Here is a 23556-nt window from a genome sequence, read left to right as displayed (position 1 = left end):
GAGAAAAATAAGAAATTACTTCGAAAGAAGACAGTCAATCAGCTTATCATTCATCTCCGGCATCATAAAGCAGAAGCGGATGTATTTGTTATCTAAGAAAGGAAAAGTAGAGCAGTCGCGAATCATCATATTCTTCCGGATTGCTTTATCAAATAAATCCGCAGAAGTAATGTCCTCCCTTAAGATTTTAAGAAGCATGAAGTTGCCGGATGGCTTGTATGGTTTGAAATCCGGGTGATTTTTAAATATTTCATAAATCCGGGCACGCTCTGAAGAAATAAGAAATTTTGTCTGCTGGATGTATTCCTCATCGGTAAACATCAATTCTCCGGCAATTACGGCAAGAGAGTTAATGGTCCATGGATTTTTTCTGGTATTGATGGATTTGATTAAATCCTGATTGCCGCTGATAGCGTAGCCAAGGCGGAGCCCAGGAGCAGCAAAGAATTTGGATGTTCCACGCAGGATAATAATATTGTTATAGTAGTGGGTCAGTGGAACTGCGGTAATTTCATCCATGTTATCGGCAAATTCCACATAAGTCTCATCCACCATGACAAAGATATCATATTGCTTGCAGATATCTAAAACCCGGCGCATATCCGTCCGGTTGATGCAGGATGAGGTAGGGTTATTGGGATTGCAGAGTACTAAAAGGTCGATGCTTTCATTTAAGTGAGCGGTAAAATCATCCACATCAAGGACGAAATCGTCCTTTTCACGGAGTGGATAGTAGAGTGTAGTACCACCGCCTAAGGAAATTTCGCGCTCATATTCCGAATAAGTCGGACCGAGAATCATGGCTTTTTTCGGATGCTCAATCTGAATAAAAAGAGAGATTAATTCCGTGGAACCATTTCCTACAATGACCTGGCTGGCATCGGTGCCGGTATAAGCGGCGATGCATTCTCGTAAAGAAGTATATTCCCGGTCCGGGTAGGATGTAATGGCATCAATATGGGAAGCCAAAGTACTTCGCAGCAGCGGAGATACGCCTAAGGGATTGACATTGGCGGAAAAGCTTGTAATATCCTCTTTTTTGATACCGTAAACGGCTTCTATTTTCTCTAAATCACTTCCGTGAAAATGTTCTTTTGGTGTTATCATGAAAAAGACCTCCTGTTAAAATACAACGGAAAGAAAGTTGCATGTGTGTTTTAAATAGTTTATAATCTATTATAACTGTAATGAGAGAAAAAGCAACAAAATCTCATATCGGAGAAGGAAAAGCAGGTGACATTTTGCGTAGACGGATTCAGAGACTTGCAGCAGGAAAATTTGAACAGGAACAGCCGGTTTTATCTCTTTCGGAAGAGAAGATTGAAATTGAGGTATTAGAGGGACAGGATTATACGGGAGAATTTGTGATTGAAGTATCCAACCATGTTCCGGTAAAGGGGCTGATTTATTCCTCTAATCCATATATGGAATGTCTGACACCGGAATTTGAAGGGGAAGAAGTCCGAATCGGATTTCAGTTCCATAGTGAGGGTTTCCGGGTTGGTGATATACAAAAGGGTGAATTCTGTATTATCTGTAATCAGTTGGAATACAGCCTTTCTTTTGTTGTGTCTATAATCCGGCCTTATGGAAATGCGTCTACCGGAAGAATCCGAAATCTCAGTGATTTTATCAAACTGGCACAGACGGATTATATGGAAGCTTACCGCCTGTTTGCTTCCCAGGGCTTTCAACATGTATTAAAAGAAGAAAAAGGAAAAGAACTATTATGGTATGCCGGCTTTGGCGGACCGGGAGCATTGATTTCCGGTATGGAGGAGTTCTTGGTTACGATCAATGCCAAGCCACGCATTGAGCTTGCGTTAAAAGAACAGGAAATTACCTATCAGGATATCAAAGAGGAGCAGAAGGAAACGCTTTTTGTGCAGAAGAATGGCTGGGGGTATATAAGCTTTGAAGCACAGACAGACAGCAGCTTCTTAAAACTGGAAAAGAATGTTTATACTTCAGATGATTTTACCGGAAGTATCTGCGACCTTATTTATTATATTGACCCGGCAGAACTTCATACCGGAAAAAATTATGGAAGAATTACTTTAGAAAATATTTATCAGCATCTTACTTATGAGATTACCATAATCAGGACGCCGGAGCGCAGAGAACAGGAGCATATCGATTATCTGGAAGAGCAGAGAACACTTGCACATATCACCGGAATCTATCTCAATTATCGTTTGAAAAAGATTGGCGCAGGACTTTTTGCATCAGGAATGTTAGATGCACTGAATCATCTGATTGCAATGCGGCCGGAAAATGACTGGTATCTTCTGATGAAAATACAGGCATTACTGGTAAGCGGACAGAGGCAGGAGGCAGAGTGGTTATTTGATGAGTTCCGGCGGAAAGAGGAAGCAAAAGATACACCGCTTTATGCATATTTCCTCTATCTCCGTACGTTGTGGGAGCGGGAAGAATCCTATGTGAACCGGCTGACTGCAGAGATTGAAGAAATTTATCAGAAAACAGATGATATCCGGGTGTTCTGGATGCTGCTTTTCTTAAAGAAAGAATATTGCGAAAATGATACCAGGAAAATCCGGGCAATTGAGAGCCAGATGTTAGACGGCTGTAACAGTCCGTTTTTCTATATCGAAGGATTCTATTTATACTGGCAGAATCCGTATCTTTTAACGAGACTTACTGATTTTGAAATCCGCATTCTTTACTGGGCGGCAAAAAAAGGTGTGTTGACCAGTGACCTTGCCATGCAGATTACGACGCTGGTATCGGAAAAACGGGTATTTCATCCGCTGCTTTATAAGACTATGTGCGTGGCATATGATAAATTTCAGAATAATCAGATGTTGTCAGCAATCTGTGCTTACCTGATAAGAGGACAGCGTTTTGGATTGCATTATCATATCTGGTTTGAACGTGGCGTGGAAGAAGATTTGCGGCTGGCAGGATTAAATGAAGCATATTTAATGTCCATGGATTTACTTGCCATTAAGAAAATTCCACGGATGATACAGATGTATTTTCAGTATAACAGCAGCATTCCATACAAACAGAAGGCGGCTCTGCTTGCAAATGTAGTAGCGTTAAAGGAGAAAGAGCCGGAGGTATATTCCAGTTACCGGAAGCGGATGGAAGAATTCGCAATTGCCCAGATAGAAGAAGGTCATATCGATGATAATCTGGCGATTATCTATTCTGATTTATTAAATAAAGGCATGATACAAAAAGAGATGGCAGGACCACTGGCGAAGATTCTCTTTACCCATAAAATGAACTGCTTTGCACCGAATATTGTGCGGATGTATGTTTTGCATGACCAGCTGCGAAAAGTGCAGTGTGTGCCGATAGTAAATGGCAGTGCTTATTTTGAGTTATACAGCAAGGACTATGTCATTGTATTTGAGGATACGAAGGGATACCGGTATGGCAGTGAGATTTCATACCAGCTGGAAAAGCTGATGAGGCCTGGTGCCTTTTACCGTACCTGCATGGAATATGCACCATATGAGATTTCGTATCTTTTGTATCATTTTACATCCAGGGATACCCACCGTGCGTTTATGCCGGAGGACAGTGAGTATTTACGCATCTTCTTAAAAGAGGAAGCATTGCGGGAAAGTTACCGGGCAGAGCTTTATGCAAAGGCAGTACATTTCTATGAGCAGGAAGATAATCAGGAACTGGTGGAAGAGTGTCTGCGTCATGCACCGCTTTCTTCTATGAAGCGGGATGACAGAGCCTATCTTTTGAATCTGATGTTGGAATACCGGTTATATGAGATTGCATATCCGGATATCCGGGAATTTGGCTGGGAAGGCATCCGGCTGGAGAAACTGACAGCACTTCTGACTTATGAAATAGAAGAAGTGGATTATGAAAGTGATGATTTCCTGCTGGCACTGTGTGCAGTGACTTTTCAGGCGAAGAAATACAGTAAAGAGATGCTGCAGTATTTAGCACAGTTCTACTGCGGTCCGACCCGTATAATGGCGGCGGTCTGGTCAGCAGCGCAGACTTTTGATATAGATACCAGAGACTTGGAAGAACGGTTATTGATGCAGATGTTATATACAGCAGAATTTGTAGAACAGGTGCAGAGCATTTATGAAAGCTTTGTGTCACACGGAGCACCACATCTTCTGCGGAAAGCATATGTAAATTATTTTGCACATTTCTATTTTGTGCATCAGGGCATTGTGCCGGAAAATGTCATTAGAGGCTTAAAGAAAAATTATGAGGAACAGGAAGAATTAAGCCAGGTGATGAAGCTGGCACTGCTTTATGCAGTGGCGAAGAGAGATTTGTCCATAGAAGAAAAAGGTGTAACGGAGATGACAGAGCAGCTTTTACAGGAGCAGCTGGCACAGAATCTTTATTTCGCATTTTATCAGCAGATGCCGGAAGAGATTCGCTATCGATTCCATTTTTACGACCGGCAGTTTGTGGAATACCGGACAAATCCGAGCAAGCGTGTGGTGATTCACTACCAGAAGGGTGAATCCTATGTGGATGAAGATATGAATGAGATGTATGAGGGCATTTTCGTAAAAGAATTTATCGTATTCTTTGGAGAAGAAATTCCGTATTATATTTCAGAGGAAGCACCACGGGAGTCCGTTGTGACTGAGAGTGGACGGCTTTCCTGTAAGGATGTCTGCGGCAGGGAAAACGGAAGCACCTACGATATGTTGAATGAAATGGAATTAGAATATACCTTAAAGGATTATGAGAAGTTAGAGCGGCTTTTACGGAAATATGACAGCATGAAGAAAAGGAATGAAGAACGTTTTCAACTGATGTAATAATAGGGAAAACAATAACAGGGTGATGGTATGAAGGAAAAAAGCCTTTCAATAGGACTTGATTTTGGAAAAAAATACGCATTAGTATCATATTGTACATCCGATATGTCAGAGCCGGATACCATCAGTACCGTGGCAGGCAGTGAATTGTATCAGATTCCGCTGAGTCTTTGCAAGAGGAAGGGAATCGGACAGTGGTATTACGGAAAAGAAGCAGAGACTGTCATGAAAAATGGTGAAGGAAGCGGCTGTGACCGGCTCTTCAGCCGGGCACTGGCAGGCGAACCGGTTACCGTGGAAGGGGAAACATATGATACGGTAGAACTGTTAAGTCTCTTTGTCCGTAAAATTCTTACGGTACCGCAGAAATTCGGCACATCCATGAAGCTGGCAAGAATTACCATTACCATGGACACTTTAAACCGTGAGAAGATGGAATTGATTGAAAAATTAGCCGGACGGATGAAGTGGACGAAAGAGCAGTATCATGTCATCGATTATGCAGAAAGCTTTTATTACTATGCTTTAAGCCGGAAGGAAGAACTGTGGCTGCATGATGCGGTATTATTTGATTATTCGAAGAACAGCATGCGCTTTTATTACATGGAGCGGAATCTGAATTCCACACCGCAGCTGGTACACATTTACCTGAAGGACTATGGTCCATTGATTGGTAACAAAGATACTGCATTTTTGGATGTGGTAACGGATGCCATTTCCCGGAAAATCTATTCATCCGTATATCTGACTGGGGATGGGTTTGATGGAGAATGGATGAGAGAATCCTTAAAGTTTCTCTGCAATGGAAGGCACGTATTCCTAGGCAAGAACCTTTATGCCAAAGGAGCCTGTTATGCATCCTGTATCCATGCAGGAATGCAGCCGTGGCAGTTTGTCTATATTGGCGAGAATGAGATGAAGGTAAATATCAGCCTTAAAGTAAAAGACCGGGAAGAACTTATTTTCCATACACTGGTAAGTGCAGGAGAAAACTGGTATGAAGCAAAGAATCAGTGCGAGATTTTACTGGCAGGTACGAATACCGTTGATTTCTGGCTGCAGCTTCCGGACAGCAGGGAAGCAAAGATAGAATCCTTAGAGCTTACGGATATTCCAAAACGGCCGGAACGTATGACCAGACTTTCTGTTATGACAGAAGCACTGTCGGATTCCGCTGTAAAGGTTACCATACGGGACCTTGGATTTGGAGAGATTTATAAAAGCTCTGAAAAAGTGTGGGAATATAAAATGGAACTGTAGGAGGAGACCTCATGGGAGAATTGATTTTATGCAATCGGAAAGAAACCGATGTGCCATATTATTTAGAACAGAATATGATAAATATCTATTCCCTGGAGGAATTGAACTGGTATATTTTAAACCACACGGAATATCTTGACGATTCTTTTGTGTCGGATGATTTAATCAGCTGGATTGCAGAGGAGTTAAAAGACCTGGAGTTAGCCGGGCAGTTAAAAGAGGCTGTCCGAAAGAAAATAACGCTGGCAAAGAAAGTCCGACTTCTGATGGATGCCTGCGGCTTTTGCACAAAGAAAGAAAAAGATGAAATCGAATATGCACTGGCAGAAGTAGAAAATAAATCAGAAATTGAATGTATGAAAATCAGGGCAGACAGAAGCCTTATGAATCATCGGTATGTCATGGCTATCAGGGAATATATGCGTCTGCTGCAGAAGGAAGAGGCGGGGAAGCTGGCTACTTCTGTCATAGGAAATATATGGAATAATATTGGAGTTGCACATACCGGATTATTCCTGTACCGGGATGCGGCACGATGCTTTAAGAAAGCTTATGACTATAATAACAATCCGGCATGTATGCGGGAGATGGAAGAAGCATGGCGGATGGCAGCACCGGATGAAAAGGAACAGGTTTATGAAGTATCAGAAGAACTGCAAAAGACATTAGAGGATATTCATAAGCAATGGAATGATGAGGAAGAAGTACTGGAAGCATTTCGAGATGTGCTGGATAAGAAAAAATATATTTACGAAAGCAATGGACGGTGGGCATAACATTGATAAAATTTTTTAGAAGAAAAAGGAAACCAAAGAAAACAATCGAAGAGGTCTTAGAATGTATCACAGAGGATACGTTATCGGAAGAAGACCGGAAGGATGAACATAAAGTACAACATTATGTTCTGGGTCACTGTGAACAGATGATTGACACCACAAAGACCCTGGAAAATGAAAAGTCTGAATATCGTGTGGTGACTTCTTATTTAAAGGATATCCAGATTATTGAAGAACTGCCGGAAGATGAGGCAGCTGCTTTAAGAGATACTGCAAACAGTATTCTTACACTGGATCAGTCCCGTTCCGATTATCTGAAAGCAACCAAGAAGCTGACAGATACGCAGTATGCACAGATGGAACAGGAAGAGGAGACTCTGACGGAATCCATCCGGACCCTGCAGGCAAATGAGATGTATCAGGCGGCCGTAAAGCGTGATATGAATTACCTGGAAGGGGAGAAGAATGAATGGGCCTATTACCGGGAAGAGTTAATGGAAGAACAGAAGATTCTGCGGAAGGCATCCTATGTAGTATTTGGCATGGTACTGGCATTCCTTGCAGTCATATTGGTTCTTCATGTGGCATTGGAAATGGATGTACGGATTCTATTTACGATTCTGATGGTAGCTGCGGCAGCCAGTGGATTCTTTATGCTGTTCCGGAATCAGAATAATACAAGAGAAATCAAGCGGGCAGAAGTGAACATGAATCATGCCATTACTCTTTTGAACCGTACTAAAATAAAGTATGTAAATTCTACGAATGCGGTGGATTATGCCTGCGAGAAATACCATGTGCATAATTCCTATGAACTGACCTATCTCTGGGAGCAGTACTTAGAAGCCAGGCGGGAAAGAGAGAAATTTGAGCGGAACAGTGATGACTTGGAATATTTTAATGGAAAGTTAGTACGCATGCTGCAAAAATATGAACTTTATGATGCAAAGGTCTGGATTAGTCAGCCCAATGCACTGGTAGATAAGCGTGAAATGGTGGAAATCAAGCATGAATTATTGAGCCGGCGGCAGAAAATCCGGGCATCCATTGAATATAACATGGATGTAGTATTAGAACAGAAGGAAGAAATTGAAAAACTCATGAAAGAGTATCATGAGGAAATTCCGGAAGTCCGTGAGATTATTAATTCTGTGGACCGGCTCTGCGGAACCGGAGAATGAAAATAGCGTATCATCGATAGAAAATATCGGTGATACGCTATTTTTTACTTTACAGGAAATTGCTTTCCTGTAAAGTAAAAAACGCTCCGCGAGGATGCACACTGCGGCGTATAAGGTAGATGTCGCAAGCAACCGCCGCAGGCGCGAGAATGTGCCAAGGCACATTCTTTTCTATCACAGTTTTATTTGCAGCCGCAGCTCTTATCGAAAGCCGGGTTACATGCATAGAAGTTCTTGGAGTCAAGGTGTTCCTGTACCATCCGGAGTGCTTCGCCAAAACGCTGGAAGTGTACGACCTCCCTGGCACGCAGGAAACGAATCGGATCTACAACGTCCGGGTCTTTTACGACACGAAGAATGTTATCGTAAGTGGTGCGGGCTTTCTGCTCTGCAGCCATATCTTCCATAAGGTCAGTAATCGGATCGCCTTTGGACTGGAATTCACAGGCATTCTGTGGAACACCACCGGCAGCTTGTGGCCATACGGCAAGGGTGTGGTCAATATAGTAAGGACCGAAGTTAGAGGCTTTGATTTCCTCCGGAGTCAGGTCTCTGGTAAGCTGGTGTACGATGGTTGCAATCATCTCAAAATGGGCAATTTCTTCTGTCGCAATATCGGTAAGCAGTCCGGCTACTTCACGGTAAGGAATGGAATAGCGCTGGGAGAGATAACGTAAGGATGCGTTGATTTCTCCGTCAGGACCTCCGTACTGGCTTAAGATATACTGTGCGGTTTTCGGATCGGTCTGTTTGATGTTGACCGGATATTCCAGTCTTTTTTCATACTGCCACATTTAACAATTTCCCCCTTCCCATGGATTTCTCATGCTTCCCCAGCTCCAGTGACCGTCTGTGTCGGCACCGTCTAAAGTCAGGGGACCATATTTTTCTTCATACATTTTCACTGCTTTTAACCGCAGGGTACGGTAGTGGTTATAGAAGGAAAGTGCTTCTTCATCATATGGATGGGTGTCAAGGTAAAGGGCAGTATCATAAGCTACAAAGCTGACCTGATTAATCCAGTCTAAAAGCTGGGACTGGTTCATTGGCATATTGTTCATCAGAATCTGCCTCCTTTCATGGAACCATGGAAAGGCTTATTTAAATCCTGAAAGACTGTGCCATTACGCAGAGCCTGGTCAGGTTCGTACAGATTGCCGAACTGCTGCCATGGAACATAAGCCATGGCAAGTTCCTGATTACAGGCAAACTGTTTCGTATAAGGTGTCGGAACAGCCGGACGGCTGCTTTGTGGCTGACAATTACAGTTGTTCATATGCTGACCTCAATAAAAATATTCATATTAATATATGTGCAGATGAAAAGGAATGTGAGATTTTATATTGTGAAAAAAAGAATCCTGCGGTAAAATACTTAATTGAGAAAAAATATCAATAACAAGAGAAGAGGAAAATAGATGACACTGGATGAACTTGAAATTGGAAGAGAAGCGGTAATAACCAAAGTAGGGGGAGAAGGAGCACTGCGGTGTAGATTTTTAGATATGGGGCTGATTCCAAAGACAAAGGTGCAGGTGCGTAAAGTAGCACCTATGGGAGACCCGATTGAACTCCGGATTCGTGGATATGAACTGACCATACGAAAAGAAGATGCCGGAAAAATTGAAGTAGAACCGGAGGAGAACTAGAATGATATTTGCATTAGTAGGAAACCAGAACTGTGGTAAGACCACATTATTTAATCAGCTCACCGGTTCCAACCAGCATGTTGGAAATTTTCCGGGTGTAACGGTTGACCAGAAAATGGGAGAAATCAGAGAACATAAGGATGCGTCGGTAGTTGACCTGCCGGGAATCTATTCTCTGCGTCCATATACCAGTGAGGAGATTGTAACAAGAGACTTTATTTTAAATGAAAAGCCGGATGGAATTATCAATATTGTAGATGCAACAAATATTGAGCGAAACCTCTATCTGACCCTGCAGTTGTTAGAAATGCATATTCCGATGGTATTAGCTCTGAATATGATGGATGAGGTGCGTAACAACGGCGGAAGTATTGATGTAAAACAGATGTCTTTAGAACTGGGAATTCCGGTCATTCCAATCAGTGCGGTAAAGGGAGAGGGAGTGGAAGACCTGGTACACAGCGCCATGAAGGTGGCAGGACAGAAGATATATCCAAAGGTAACGGATTTCTGCGAGAAAGGTCCTGTGCACCGCTGCATTCATGCGGTATCCCATCAGGTAGAAGACCATGCACAGAATATCGGAATGTCACCACGTTTTGCAGCAACGAAGATTGTAGAACAGGATACAGACATTATTGACAGACTGAAGCTGAGCCAGAACGAACTGGATATGATGGAACACAGTATTGAAGAAATGGAAACAGACCATCATATGGACAGAAATGCCGCTCTGGCTGATATGAGATATACCTTTATTGAAAAGGTGTGCAGTAAATCAGTAACAAAGTGCCATGAGAGCAAAGAACATATCCGTAGTGTAAAGATAGACAACGTATTAACGAATAAATATCTTGCTATCCCGCTGTTTCTTCTGATTATGCTGCTTGTATTCTGGCTGACCTTCGGTGTGATTGGAGCATTTTTGAGCGATTATCTGGCTGTTTTTATTGCATACATAACGAATCTTGCAGACAAGGGGCTGACTGCTTATGGAATTAACCCGGTGGTTCACAGCCTGATTATTGATGGTGTATTTGCCGGAGTAGGAAGTGTGTTAAGCTTCCTGCCGATTATTGTGGTTTTATTTTTCTTCCTGTCTATTCTGGAAGATTCCGGTTATATGGCAAGAGTTGCCTTTGTTATGGATAAACTGCTGCGTAAGATTGGACTTTCCGGACGAAGCTTTGTTCCAATGCTGATTGGATTTGGTTGCACGGTTCCGGCAGTAATGTCAAGCAGAACTTTAGCATCCGAAAGAGACCGGAAAATGACCATTATGCTGACACCATTTATCAGCTGTTCGGCGAAAATACCGATTTATGCGGTGTTTACAGCAGCATTTTTTAAAAAGTATCAGGCACTTGTTATGATTGCACTTTATGTTGGTGGAATGGTAATGGGAATTCTGGTGGCACTTTTATTCAAGCATTCCGCATTCCGTGGAAAACCGATGCCTTTTGTCATGGAGCTTCCGAATTACCGGCTGCCATCTTTAAAGAGCGTGGTACTCCTGATGTGGGACAAGGCAAAGGATTTCTTAGAGAGGGCATTTACCGTTATTTTCCTTGCAACGATTATTATCTGGTTTTTACAGTCTTTTGATACCAGACTGAATGTAGTATCTGACAGCGCAGACAGCCTGCTGGCATTAATCGGCCGTGTGATTGCACCGGTTTTTGCTCCGCTTGGATTTGGGGACTGGAGAGTATCCACTTCTTTGATTACCGGATTTACTGCCAAAGAAGCAGTAATCAGTACCATGAGTGTACTTCTTGGAACCAGTGTGACTGCTTTGGGCAACAGTCTTGGAGCTCTGTTTACACCGGTATCAGCAGTCAGCTTCCTGGTATTTACGTTACTTTATACACCATGTGTAGCAGCGGTTGCAGCAATTAGACGGGAGATGGGCTCAAAGCTTCAGGCACTTGGTGTTGTGATAATGCAGTGCGTGGTTGCATGGATTGCGGCATTTGTTGTCTTTCAGATTGGCAGCCTGATTTTTTAGGAGGCAGATAGTATGGGCGTTAATGATATTATTTTGCTATTACTGATTCTTTGCTGGTGCGCCTTTGCGGTATATGCTATGATGAAAAAGAAAAAAGAGGGAGGCTGCATTGGCTGCAGCGGATGTAGTGGAAGGACAGATACGGATGCGGTCTGCAAAGAATGTTCCCGGAGGAAAAAGTTGTAAAAAGTATTTATTTTAGAACATAAGAGCAGGCTACTTGTATTATTGAAAGTGGTGTGCTAGATTATTGTTAGCATAGTGTTATATATTGATAATACTGTGCGTGGTTATGAACAATGATATAATACAATTTTTTTCTAGGAGGAAACGATGAGAGGACTACGTACACCAGTATCAGATTTGAGAAAAAGCATTTTTACGGAGGTAGCAAAAATTGCTTATGAAGCAGACAGTGCAAACCTGAACGATGCCGTTGAGGCAGTTCCATATACAGTTTGCCCTGGAGATGTTCCTACATACCGTGAAAGTATTTATAGAGAACGTGCGATTGCAGCAGAAAGAGTAAGACTTGCTATGGGTATGTCTTTACGGCCACAGGATAAACCGGTACATGTTACCAGTGGCCTCGAAGAGAGCAATGTGGCAGAAAAATATTATGAGCCACCTCTTATGCAGGTAATTCCATCTGCATGTAATCTGTGCGAAGAAAAGAAATATGAAGTATCCAATATGTGTCAGGGATGTATTGCACATCCATGTATGGAGGTATGTCCAAAGGGAGCAATCTCCCAGGTAGATGGCAAATCCGTAATCGACCAGGAAAAATGTATCAAATGTGGAAGATGTAAAGCAGCCTGCCCATATGATGCGATTTCCAAGAAAGAAAGACCTTGTTCCATGGCTTGTGGAATTGGAGCAATTGGAACAGATGAATACGGAAGAGCAAAGATTGATGCAGATAAATGTGTATCCTGTGGTCAGTGTATGGTAAGCTGCCCATTCGGAGCAATTGCAGATAAATCACAGATTTTCCAGTTGATCCGTTGTATGAAAGAAGGCGGAGAAGTTATCGCTGAAATTGCACCTGCATTTGTAGGTCAGTTCGGACCTGGAGCTACTCCAAAGCATGTAAAGGCAGCTTTATTAGAACTTGGTTTCTCAGAAGTTGTTGAAGTTGCACTTGGGGCTGATATCGGTGCAGTAGCAGAAGCACATCACTATGCAAATCATGTTGCAACAGGAGAGCTTCCGTTCTTACTTACTTCCTGCTGTCCTGCATGGTCCATGCTTGCAAAGACACAGTTCCCGGATTTAATCGAGAGCGTATCTTCTGAGCTTACACCTATGGTTGCTACAGCAAGAAGCATTAAGAAAGAACATCCGAATGCAAAAGTAGTATTTATCGGACCGTGTGCTGCTAAGAAACTGGAAGCAAGCAGAAGAACTGTACGAAGCGATGTTGATTTTGTAATCACATTTGAAGAGTTAGACGCTATGTTTGCAGCAAAAGGAATTGATCCGAACCAGACGGATGGTGAAAGCTCCATGCATGATGCAACTGCTGCAGGTCGTGGATATGCATGTGCCGGTGGTGTTGCAGATGCCATTGAAAAATGTATACATGAGTATTATCCGGATGTGGATGTTAAGATTGAACATGCAGAAGGTCTTGCTGAATGTAAGAAGATGCTGATGCTTGCCAAGGCTGGTAAGATGAATGGATATATGATTGAAGGAATGGGATGTCCTGGCGGATGTATCGCCGGAGCAGGAACTATTCTTCCGATTCCGAAAGCAAAACAGGAAATCGAGAAGATTAAGAAAGCTTCTACCAAGCAGCTTCCTCCAAAGGAATTACGGGAAATCGAATTAAATTAATAGTAAGAAAGCGGGTTAATAGAATGAGCAAGGTTAGAACCAGATTTGCACCAAGTCCTACAGGAAGAATGCATGTAGGAAATCTGCGTACAGCACTTTATGCATATTTAATTGCAAAGCATGAGGGCGGAGATTTTATTTTAAGAATTGAAGATACAGACCAGGAACGTTATGTTGAGGGAGCGGTAGATATTATCTACCGTACCCTTGAGAAGACTGGATTGTTACATGATGAAGGTCCGGACAAGGATGGCGGTGTTGGCCCATATGTGCAGAGTGAACGTCAGGCACAGGGAATTTATCTGGAGTATGCGAAGAAACTCATTGAAAAGGGAGAAGCATACTATTGTTTCTGTGATAAGGAGCGTTTAGAGAGTCTGCGTCAGACTGTTGCAGGTAAAGAGATTATTGTTTACGATAAGCATTGCCTGCATTTAAGCAAGGAAGAAATAGAAGAAAAGCTTGCTGCAGGTGTTCCATACGTTATCCGTCAGAACAATCCTCAGACAGGAACAACAACCTTCCATGATGAAATCTATGGAGATATTACCGTTGATAATGCGGAGCTGGACGATATGATTCTGATTAAATCAGACGGATATCCGACTTATAACTTTGCCAACGTAGTAGATGACCATTTGATGGGAATTACACATGTAGTAAGAGGAAATGAATATCTTTCTTCTTCTCCAAAGTATAACCGTCTGTATGAAGCTTTTGGCTGGGATGTGCCAGTGTATGTACACTGTCCGTTAATTACCAACGAAGAGCATCAGAAGTTAAGTAAACGTTGTGGACATTCTTCCTACGAAGATTTGATTGAACAGGGATTTTTAACAGAGGCAGTTGTAAACTTTGTGGCATTACTGGGGTGGAGTCCGGCAGATAACCGGGAAATCTTTTCTTTAGAGGAGCTGGTAAAAGCCTTTGATTATCATCATATGAGTAAATCACCGGCTGTATTTGACTATACAAAGCTGAAATGGATGAATGGCGAATACATCAAGGCAATGGATTTTGATTCGTACTTTGAAATGGCAGAGCCATATATCCGGAAAGTAATTACCAGGGATTATGATATCCGCAAGATTGCGGAGATGGTGAAGACCAGAATTGAAATCTTCCCGGATATTGAGAATCTGATTGACTTCTTTGAGGAACTTCCGGAGTATGATACCGCAATGTATACCCATAAGAAGATGAAGACCACAGAAGAGAGCTCTTTGGAAGTCTTGACAGAGATTCTTCCGGTATTAGAAGCTCAACAGGATTACAGTAATGATGCACTGTATCAGACACTTTGTGATTTTGTGGCAGAGAAGGGCTGCAAGAATGGTTATGTATTATGGCCGGTTCGTACAGCGGTTTCCGGTAAACAGATGACACCGGCAGGTGCAACTGAGATTATGGAAATTATTGGTAAGGAGGAGTCCTTAAAACGTATCCGTACCGGAATTACACTTCTTACGAAAGCACTTGAGAAATAAAAGTTACGAGGCATTTCATGCAATTTAATGAAGCACAACAGGAAGCTGTTGATTTTTATCAGGGTCCCTGCCTTACACTGGCGGGGCCCGGTTCAGGCAAAACTGCCGTAATTACCCATCGAACGAAAAATTTAATAGAAAAATATGGGGTGTCACCATCAGAGATTCTGGTGGTGACATTTACAAAAGCAGCCGCTATGGAGATGAAGGAGCGTTTTCTTTCGCTAACGAATCAGACATCCACAACGGCTACTTTTGGTACTTTTCATGCGGTGTTTTTTACGGTATTAAAGTATGCTTATCATTATCGGGCAGAAAATATTATAAGAGATGAGCAGAAGGTGGTATTTATCCGGAATCTTTTACGTCATTTTCCGATTGACTATGAAGATGAAAATGAATGCATCCAGACTCTGTTATCTGAAATCAGCGGTGTAAAGAATTCGAACATTCCCATTGAACATTATTATTCTTCTAATTTTCCAGAGCATACATTCCGGGATGTATTTATGAATTATCAGAAGATGCTACAGAAGAACCGGCTGATTGATTTTGATGATATGTTAGTTTATACCTATGAACTTTTCAGCCAGCGGAAGGATATCTTAGCACTCTGGCAGAAGAAGTTCCGGTATATTTTGATTGATGAGTTTCAGGATATCAATGGATTGCAATATGAGATTATAAGGATGCTTGCAGCACCGGAAAATAATCTCTTTGTGGTAGGGGATGATGACCAGTCTATTTACAGGTTCCGCCAGGCAAGACCGGAGATTATGCTGAACTTTGAGAAGGATTATGCTGATGCAAAGCGGATTGTATTAAATTATAATTATCGTTCCGATGGAAATATTGTGGCAGCGGCAGGAAGACTGATTGCCCACAATACAGGGCGGTTTGCAAAGGATATTAAGGCATTTCATCCGGCAAAGGAAGCGGTAGTATGTAAGACTTACCGGACGCAGCGGGAAGAAAATTTAGGATTGATTCATGCACTTAAGGAATATACCGCAGCTGGTGGTGACTGGTCGGACGCAGCGGTGCTGTTTCGCACTAATACACAGCCAAGACTTCTGATGCAGCAGTTGATGGAATATAATATTCCTTTCCGTACAAGGGATAATATTCCTAATATTTATGAGCATTGGATTGCAAAAGATATGGAAAGTTATCTTCGGATTGCCCATGGAAGCAGAAGAAGGGCAGACTTCTTACAGATTATGAACCGGCCGAACCGTTATATTGGGCGGGACAGCCTGGAAGAGGATACCGTAGCATTTGATGTCTGGGCAGATTATTATGATAAAATGGAGCAGTCCTGGATTGCACGAAGAATCGACCGGCTTTATCATGACTGCAAAATGTTAGCCGGAATGAAGCCTTTTGCAGCGGTGAATTATATCCGCAAGGGAATCGGCTACGATGACTATATCAAAGAATATGCAGATCAGAGAGGTATGAATGAGGAAGAACTTTTGGATATTCTAGAGCAGCTTACCGATATGACCAAAGAGTTCGATAGCTTTGATGACTGGCAGAAACAGAAAGAGAAATATTTAAAAGAATTACAGCGTGCCATGGAGAAGCAGCGGACGAAGGGAGAGGGCGTTGTCTTATCTACCTTACATAGCTCGAAGGGATTAGAGTATGATGTGGTATTTTTGATTGATGTAAATGAGAAAATCATGCCCTATAAGAAAGCTGTTTTAGATGCGGATCTGGAAGAGGAACGCAGAATGTTCTATGTTGGGATGACCAGAGCAAAAAAACAGCTCTACCTCTTCTCGGTAGAGCTGTTGAATAATCACAGTGCAGAACCATCCCGGTTCTTAAAAGAATTGCAGGAAACGTAATGGATGATTAGTTGTCCATTGCGTCAAATTCTGCTTCATCTAATAATTCATCAAAACGGTCGGAGACAACTTCGTATTCTTCGTCACTGTCAATATTATCTAAAGAAGGATTTCCATCCTCATCCTCGGAGTAACGATAGATATATACTTCACCATCTGCATTTTCATTTCCCTTTTCATCTAAGGGCATCAGCGCAATATAATCCTGTTTTCCTGCTTCAAAGATAGTAAGAATTTTGCATTCCACATCCTGCCCATTGTCTAAATTCAATGTCACCATGATATCGTCTTCCTCTTTTAACTGTTTGTTTTCCATAAAATACCTCTTTCTTTATATAATTGTCTGAACGTAGAGTTCCGGACGCTTTTCCAGATTGATAAATTTACCGTCTTCTAACCGAACCACCGGACGGGTCAGGCGATGCTTGTTAATCAGCACAATTTTACCGGTCATGCCATTACTTAACATGACATCATTGTTAATATATGTATTGGCAATATGCTCCAGGAAGCTGGTAATAAACTGGGGTTTGTATTTACCCAGACCTTCCCGCTCAAAAGTGGCAATGACCTCAAACGGGCAGATGCCGCGGCGGTAGCAGCGGTCAGCAGTCATGGCATCGTAGACATCTGCAATAGCAACGATATTGGCAAAATCATCAATATCATCTCCGATAAGTCCGATTGGATAGCCGCTTCCATCACAGCGTTCATGATGGGTGAGAGCAATTTTTTTGATGCGGACAGATACATTCTGATTTTTCAGCAGTTCATAACCATATTCGGAATGTTTTTTCACCAGTTCATATTCTTCCGGGGTCAGGCGTCCTGGCTTGTTAATGATTTCCGGTGGAATTTTACTTTTTCCTATATCGTGTAAGAGACCACCCAGAGTCAGAGTTTCTAAATCATCTGCATTATAATTCTGCCACATACCAATCATTCGGCTGATTAAAGAAACATTCAGACTGTGGGCATAAGTGGAATCGGTAATTTTGCGCATATTGTGCAGCATATCGAACATGGAAATTGTAGTGGAATGTCTGGCAAAAAGATCTAAAGCGCAGGATAAAAGAGCCTCCTGATCAAAAGGAATGTTTTTTGTGACAAAATCATTGATGGATTTTTCTAAAAAAGGTACTTTTTTTTCGTAATTTGCTTTAAAAACTTTGAATTCTTTACTGTTTCTTACCCGTTCAGAATACCGGTCGACCGCTTCCTTTTCTTCAGCCATTGACTGAATGGCATCAACAGGCAGAGCACCGTCTATTATTCTGGCACTCTCAATTCCATAAAACTCAAGGTGTGCAATCATTTGAGTTGTCAGCATTTTGTGTGCTTCTACAATCATCTGCCCATGCCTGCTCATGACAGGAGTGGCAGTCACCATGCCAGGTTGTAAATCCTTTGTTGCAACTGTATGCATGAATATACCTCTTATATCACTAATTAACAATACACTACACTATAATTATAAAAATTTACATATCAATTGTCAATGAATCGTGTTATAATCTTTTCAAGAGACTTGAATATAGGAAAGTGCAGGATGATGAAATGAAATACAATGTTCGGGAAGGCGATTACAGAACCATGGGAGCAGTTGTGCATAGTGATGGGGTTGTATTTACCTTTGAGGGGAGAAAAGAGCAGAAATGCAGTATTGTACTGTATGAAAAGAAAACAGGGAAAATTGAGAAAATACCGGTTCCGGATACTTACTATGTGGGTGCACTGCGCTCAATTATGGTAATGGGCATTGAACCGGCTTCTTTTGATTATAATTTTGAAATAGACGGTAAGGTTATGACAGATCCATATGCCAGAAGAATTGTAGGCAGGGAAAAGTGGGGAGAAAAGGAACGCTTTGGTATGGATTATCAGGTGAAAAGCGGTTTCTCCACAGATGTTTTTGACTGGGAAGAGGATGTGGCACCGGAAATTGCCAAAAAGGATATGGTCATGTACAAACTTCATGTGAGAAATTTTACCATGGAGGGTAGTAATGGCGGAGCAAGAAAAGGAACTTTTGAAGCAGTAGAGAACCGGATAGGATATCTTCGTGATATGGGCGTTACAACCGTTGAATTTATGCCTTTTTATGAATTTGAAGAGCTGATGATACCGGAAACCTGTGAACTGCCGGATTATGTGACCTGGAAGGAAGAACAGAAGACAGATACAAAGAAGCTGCCGGAAGTTGAGAAGATAAATTGCTGGGGCTATACCGAAGGCAATTATTTTGCGCCGAAGGCTGCATTTACCAGAAGCAGACAGCCGGAGCATGCCTTGAAATCATTAATTAAGGCATTGCATAAAAATGACATGGAATGTATTATGGAAATTTATTTTCCTGATACCATCAATCAGAATCTGATGTTAGAAGCCCTGCGCTTCTGGGTGATGGAATATCATGTGGATGGATTCCGTCTGATGGGAGCAAATCTTCCGATTCGTGCTATGGCACAGGATTTGATTTTGTGCCGCAGTAAGCTGTTTGCAGATACAATTCCGGAGGATTTGCTGGAACAGGATTATGCATATCCGCATTTATTTGTTTACCGGGATGAATTTTATTATCCGTTGCGGAAAATGTTAAATCATAAGGAAATCTGTCTTACCGATTTTGTAAACCAGATGCGTAAGCAGAAGAAACATGCCGGATTTGTGAATTACGCAGCATCTAATGATGGTTTTACACTGGCAGATGTATTTATGTACAGTGAGAAACATAATGAGGCAAATGGGGAAAACAATGCGGATGGAAATGACTGGAATTACAGTGACAACTATGGCATTGAAGGACCAACCCGCAAAAAATATATAGAAAGCCTGCGTAAAAAACAGCTTCGAAATGCGATTACGGCAGTATTTTTAGCACAGGGTATTCCACTGCTTGCTGCCGGTGATGAGATTGGTAATTCCCAGAGGGGAAATAATAATGCTTATTGCCAGGATAATGCAGTTGGCTGGGTAAACTGGAAAAATGATAAGAAATATGCTTCCTTACAACAGTTTGTAAAGAAAATGGCAGCCTTTCGTAAGGCACACCCGGTTCTTCGGATGGAAGAGCCGATGCGGATGAATGATTATAAGGGACTGGGATATCCGGATCTTTCTTTTCATTGCGATAGTGCATGGACTGTGGGATTTAGCCCGAACCGCCAGTCGGTTGGGATGCTTTATTGCGGACCCTATGCGGATTGTGAGGAAATGATTTATGTGGCATATAATTTTCACACCGGAAAACAGTTCCTTGCACTTCCAAAATTGCCAAAAAGCAAAAAATGGTATAAAGTAATGGATACAGGAAATGAAAATGGTTTTCTGGAGAAAGAAATGATAATGGATGCAGTCCAGGTGGAAATTGCCGGGATGTCCATTCAGATATTAATAGGGAAATAAAGTAAGATGAAAGCATGGAAACATTTTTGCACAATTAATCATCACAAGATGTTGGTCATGAAAGGCTGTTTTAAAGTAGGACTTTACCGCCAGGGTTTATTGCATGATTTGTCGAAATATTCACCAACGGAATTTTTAGTGGGCTGTAAGTATTTTCAGGGAAATATGAGTCCCAACAATGCCGAACGTGAGGATAAGGGGTATTCCGCAGCCTGGCTACACCATAAGGGCAGAAACAAGCATCATATGGAATACTGGATTGATTACGGACCGGATAAATGCACCGGAATTACTGGAATGAAGATGCCAACAAAATATGTTGTTGAGATGTTTATTGACCGGGTGGCAGCAAGCAGGAATTACCAGAGAGAAAAATATACCGACGAAAGTCCTCTGGCTTATTACGAACATGGAAAGCAGTATCATATTATTCATGAGGAATCAAGAGAACTTTTAGAGTGCCTTCTTCATATGCTGGCAGACCGCGGCGAAGAAGAGACTTATGCATATATTCGATATGAAGTATTGAAAAATAAAAGAAAGAAGGATAAATAAATGTTAGACGGAAAGAAGATTTTATATAGTGGAATGCAGGCAACAGGAACCCTTACCCTTGGAAACTATTTGGGAGCATTGAAAAACTGGGTAAATCTTACGGATGAATATGAATGTATCTATGGTGTTATGGATTTACATTCCCTTACCTTAAGACAGGTGCCGGCAGAGTTCCGCAAAAATGCCCGTTCTCTTTATGCATTATATGTAGCGGCAGGATTAGACCCGGAGAAAAACTGTATTTATTATCAGTCCCATGTATCCGGACATGCAGAATTAAGCTGGATATTAGGCTGCTTTACCTATATGGGGGAATTGAACCGAATGACACAGTTTAAGGATAAGGCTGCAAAACATGCAGATAATATCAATGCAGGTCTTTATACCTATCCGGTATTAATGGCAGCTGATATTTTATTGTATCAGGCAGATGTGGTTCCGGTTGGTGTAGACCAGAAACAGCATCTTGAAATTACCAGAGATATTGCACAGCGTTTTAATGCTATTTACGGAGATGTCTTTACAATTCCGGAGGCATATATCGGAAAAGCAGGCGCAAAGATTATGAGTCTGCAGGAGCCGGAGAAAAAGATGTCAAAGTCCGATGAGAATCCGAATGCAACCATCCGCCTTTTGGATGATAAGGATACTGTTATCCGTAAATTTAAACGTGCAGTAACCGACTCTGGCAGTGAAATTGTATATCGTGAAGATAAACCGGGCATCAGCAATCTGATTGATATTTATGGTTGTGTAACCGGTAAGACAAGAGAAGAAACCGAAAAAGAATTTGACGGAAAAGGCTACGGTGATTTCAAACTGGCAGTAGGAGAAGCAGTTGCTGCAGAGTTAGAGCCATTGCAGAAACGTTATGGGGAACTGATGGCAGACAAGACCTATCTTGACAGCATGATTAAAATGAATGACGAAAAAGCAGCTTATTATTCTAATAAGACCTTGCGTAAGGTACAGAAGAAAGTCGGACTTACCGAAAGAATCCGTTAATCCGAAAAAAGATTTTCCAAATCTGGAACATGAAATTCAGGGAACAGCATTTGCATATCGGCAGGAAGTGGAGCCGTAAAGCAGAGCTGTTCCTTTGTGATTGGATGTTCGAATTTTAACTGGCAGGCATGAAGAGCCTGCCTTTTTAACATGGAAAAATCCGGATAATAAAGAAAATCTCCGATTAAAGGGTAGCCGAGGTAGCTCATATGGACACGGATCTGGTGGGTTCTGCCGGTGTCAAGCCGCAAAGCAATAAGGGAGAGTGCATCCGGTGAAAGAGGCTCCCCTGAAAAAGTATTTTTTGAAAAAATTTCTTTCACAGCTAGTCTGCGGTAATGGGTGCAGGCGTATTCACCTTGCCCAAAATCTACCTGACGCTCTAATACAGAACCTTCCTTTCTGCCGATTGGCGCAGTAATGGTACCGGATTCCGGGGTAATACCACGGACAATGGCAAGATAGGTGCGGTGGATTTTCCGTTCGTTCATCTGTCTGCCTAAGATACCGCCGCTGAGACTGTTCTTTGCAAGGATTGTGATACCGGTAGTATCCTTATCCAGCCGGTTGATGCAGCGGAAAGGACCGGCTTCGTTTTTGCTGCCCAGATAATAAAAGACAGCATTGGCGAGGGTATGTTCGTAATGTGTCATGGATGGGTGGACAGGCATGTGTGCCGGTTTATTGATAACAAGAATATCTTCGTCTTCATAGAGGATGGAAAGGGGAATGTTTTCCGGTGCAGGATAGTTTTCCGGCATAGATTCTTCTAAAATAATCTTTAATTTATCAGAAACCTTCAGCCGGTCACTGCTGTGCCCGGTATCACCGTTTCGGAAAAGAACATTTTCGGTGCGGAAAAGATGTGCCCGGAGCCCTTTCGGGTATCCTTTTTCCGTAAGAAATTCTCTTATCGTATAGTTTTTGTATTCATTTGTTATGGTATAGTCTAATATTCGCTTCATAAGGATAATTATAAAGGAAAAAGACACAGAAGAAAAGGATAGAGATAAAAAAAGAGGAAAGGCACGAAGAATCTGGCAGACGCATAGAATATAATAAATCGCTTTTTAAGGGTGCTGTATTGAAAACATTTTTATCTCCATTGACTATACAGGAAGAGAAGCAATATTTAAAACAGCTTGGGGAAGGCAGCCTTGAAGCAAAACATATTCTGATAGAACATAATATGCGTCTGGTAGCGCATGTGGTAAAAAAATATCAGAATGTGGAAGAGGATATGGAAGATCTGATATCGATTGGAACCATTGGATTGATTAAAGCAATCGATACCTTCCGGGTAGAAAAAGGAAATAAGCTGGCAACTTATGCAGCGAGATGCATTGAAAATGAACTTCTGATGTATCTGCGCAGTAAGCGTAAAATTGCCAGGGAAGTGTCTCTTTATGAGCCAATCGGAACAGATAAAGAGGGAAACCAGATACATTTACTGGATATTGTAGAGCATAACGAACCGGATGTGGTGGAGCAGATGGAGTATGACAGAAATGTGAAGACATTATATGAAATACTGCCCCAGGTACTAAACAGGCGGGAACAGATTATCATAAACCTGCGCTATGGTTTGAAAACGGACTGTCCGGTGACACAAAAGGAGATTGCAAAAAATTTAAATATCTCGAGATCCTATGTTTCACGAATTGAAAAAAGGGCATTGGAGAAGCTGAAAGCTTATTTTGAAAAAGGTTACAATTATTAAATTTTTATAATGTGTTAAATTGGTATTTGAAAAGG

The 23556-nt window shown here is 41.8% G+C and carries 19 protein-coding genes and 1 pseudogene; 13 read left to right on the top strand and 7 right to left on the bottom strand.

What is annotated here, in order from left to right:
- Positions 1 to 15 precede the first annotated feature (15 nt).
- Positions 16 to 1107, bottom strand: a complete 1092-nt coding sequence (locus DWW33_RS02535; RefSeq protein WP_118638773.1) for a pyridoxal phosphate-dependent aminotransferase — start codon at positions 1105 to 1107, stop codon at positions 16 to 18.
- A gap of 134 nt (positions 1108 to 1241) precedes the next feature.
- Between DWW33_RS02535 and DWW33_RS02530 the strand changes: the two genes are divergently transcribed.
- From DWW33_RS02530 to DWW33_RS02515, 4 genes are read left to right on the top strand one after another with little or no spacing between them, the layout of a single operon-like run.
- Complete coding sequence (locus DWW33_RS02530) at positions 1242 to 4781, top strand: DUF5717 family protein (RefSeq protein WP_147404696.1); 3540 nt, start codon at positions 1242 to 1244, stop codon at positions 4779 to 4781.
- 30 nt (positions 4782 to 4811) lie between these two features.
- Positions 4812 to 6041, top strand: a complete 1230-nt coding sequence (locus tag DWW33_RS02525) for a DUF5716 family protein (protein WP_118638771.1) — start codon at positions 4812 to 4814, stop codon at positions 6039 to 6041.
- A gap of 11 nt (positions 6042 to 6052) precedes the next feature.
- A complete protein-coding gene (locus tag DWW33_RS02520) occupies positions 6053 to 6817 on the top strand; it encodes a hypothetical protein (protein ID WP_117947039.1) in 765 nt (254 codons plus the stop codon).
- A 2-nt stretch (positions 6818 to 6819) separates the two neighbouring features.
- The gene (locus DWW33_RS02515; protein ID WP_118638770.1) at positions 6820 to 7998 is read left to right on the top strand and encodes a hypothetical protein; all 1179 of its coding nucleotides are present in this window, start codon (positions 6820 to 6822) and stop codon (positions 7996 to 7998) included.
- A 182-nt stretch (positions 7999 to 8180) separates the two neighbouring features.
- Here DWW33_RS02515 and DWW33_RS02510 read toward each other — a convergent pair whose 3' ends face one another.
- The 3 genes from DWW33_RS02510 to DWW33_RS02500 are packed head-to-tail and all read right to left on the bottom strand — an operon-like array spanning position 8181 to position 9274.
- A complete protein-coding gene (locus DWW33_RS02510; protein WP_022243337.1) occupies positions 8181 to 8792 on the bottom strand; it encodes a manganese catalase family protein in 612 nt (203 codons plus the stop codon).
- The gene (locus DWW33_RS02505; RefSeq protein WP_117698289.1) at positions 8793 to 9059 is read right to left on the bottom strand and encodes a spore coat protein CotJB; all 267 of its coding nucleotides are present in this window, start codon (positions 9057 to 9059) and stop codon (positions 8793 to 8795) included. It abuts the gene before it with no gap.
- Positions 9059 to 9274: a spore coat associated protein CotJA gene (locus DWW33_RS02500; RefSeq protein ID WP_022243335.1), complete on the bottom strand. Its 216-nt coding sequence runs from the start codon at positions 9272 to 9274 to the stop codon at positions 9059 to 9061. Before DWW33_RS02500 ends, DWW33_RS02505 begins: the two co-directional genes overlap by 1 nt.
- A gap of 141 nt (positions 9275 to 9415) precedes the next feature.
- Here DWW33_RS02500 and feoB point away from each other — a divergent pair.
- The 5 genes and pseudogenes from feoB to DWW33_RS02470 all read left to right on the top strand — a co-directional run bounded on the left by feoB (position 9416) and on the right by DWW33_RS02470 (position 16836).
- Positions 9416 to 11654, top strand: a pseudogene (gene feoB, locus DWW33_RS02490) (ferrous iron transport protein B).
- 12 nt (positions 11655 to 11666) lie between these two features.
- Entirely contained in the window at positions 11667 to 11840 is a 174-nt protein-coding gene (locus DWW33_RS02485) for a FeoB-associated Cys-rich membrane protein (RefSeq protein WP_117947041.1), read from the top strand.
- 147 nt (positions 11841 to 11987) lie between these two features.
- A complete protein-coding gene (locus tag DWW33_RS02480) occupies positions 11988 to 13496 on the top strand; it encodes a 4Fe-4S dicluster domain-containing protein (protein WP_118087535.1) in 1509 nt (502 codons plus the stop codon).
- A 23-nt stretch (positions 13497 to 13519) separates the two neighbouring features.
- Positions 13520 to 14983, top strand: coding sequence for a glutamate--tRNA ligase (gene gltX / locus DWW33_RS02475; protein ID WP_117841179.1), 1464 nt, complete (start codon positions 13520 to 13522; stop codon positions 14981 to 14983).
- 17 nt (positions 14984 to 15000) lie between these two features.
- Positions 15001 to 16836, top strand: a complete 1836-nt coding sequence (locus tag DWW33_RS02470) for an ATP-dependent helicase (RefSeq protein ID WP_117841178.1) — start codon at positions 15001 to 15003, stop codon at positions 16834 to 16836.
- 7 nt (positions 16837 to 16843) lie between these two features.
- On the opposite strand, the gene DWW33_RS02465 is transcribed toward DWW33_RS02470, so the two are convergent.
- Together DWW33_RS02465 and DWW33_RS02460 are read right to left on the bottom strand one after the other, a co-directional pair.
- Complete coding sequence (locus DWW33_RS02465; protein ID WP_117841177.1) at positions 16844 to 17152, bottom strand: DUF1292 domain-containing protein; 309 nt, start codon at positions 17150 to 17152, stop codon at positions 16844 to 16846.
- Between the two features lie 15 nt (positions 17153 to 17167).
- Positions 17168 to 18262 (bottom strand): HD-GYP domain-containing protein, encoded by a 1095-nt coding sequence (locus tag DWW33_RS02460; protein ID WP_118638768.1) that lies wholly within the window; start codon positions 18260 to 18262, stop codon positions 17168 to 17170.
- A 131-nt stretch (positions 18263 to 18393) separates the two neighbouring features.
- Between DWW33_RS02460 and DWW33_RS02455 the strand changes: the two genes are divergently transcribed.
- From DWW33_RS02455 to trpS, 3 genes are read left to right on the top strand one after another with little or no spacing between them, the layout of a single operon-like run.
- Positions 18394 to 20241 (top strand): glycogen operon protein GlgX, encoded by a 1848-nt coding sequence (locus DWW33_RS02455; protein ID WP_118638803.1) that lies wholly within the window; start codon positions 18394 to 18396, stop codon positions 20239 to 20241.
- A 6-nt stretch (positions 20242 to 20247) separates the two neighbouring features.
- Positions 20248 to 20796, top strand: a complete 549-nt coding sequence (locus tag DWW33_RS02450) for a DUF5662 family protein (RefSeq protein WP_118638767.1) — start codon at positions 20248 to 20250, stop codon at positions 20794 to 20796.
- Entirely contained in the window at positions 20797 to 21801 is a 1005-nt protein-coding gene (gene trpS, locus DWW33_RS02445; RefSeq protein WP_022243325.1) for a tryptophan--tRNA ligase, read from the top strand.
- Here the strand turns inward: trpS and DWW33_RS02440 are convergent.
- Complete coding sequence (locus DWW33_RS02440) at positions 21798 to 22766, bottom strand: RluA family pseudouridine synthase (RefSeq protein WP_118638766.1); 969 nt, start codon at positions 22764 to 22766, stop codon at positions 21798 to 21800. The genes trpS and DWW33_RS02440 overlap by 4 nt on opposite strands.
- A 119-nt stretch (positions 22767 to 22885) precedes the next feature.
- On the opposite strand from DWW33_RS02440, the gene sigK reads away from it, so the two are divergent.
- Positions 22886 to 23521: an RNA polymerase sporulation sigma factor SigK gene (gene sigK / locus DWW33_RS02435; RefSeq protein WP_118057408.1), complete on the top strand. Its 636-nt coding sequence runs from the start codon at positions 22886 to 22888 to the stop codon at positions 23519 to 23521.
- The last annotated feature ends 35 nt before the right edge of the window (positions 23522 to 23556 follow it).

The sequence above is a fragment of the Roseburia sp. AF15-21 genome (assembly GCF_003479505.1).
GTDB lineage: Bacteria > Bacillota > Clostridia > Lachnospirales > Lachnospiraceae > Roseburia_C > Roseburia_C amylophila.
The sequence above is the reverse complement of the archived record's forward strand: the minus strand, read 5'-3'. Positions and strand labels throughout refer to the sequence as shown.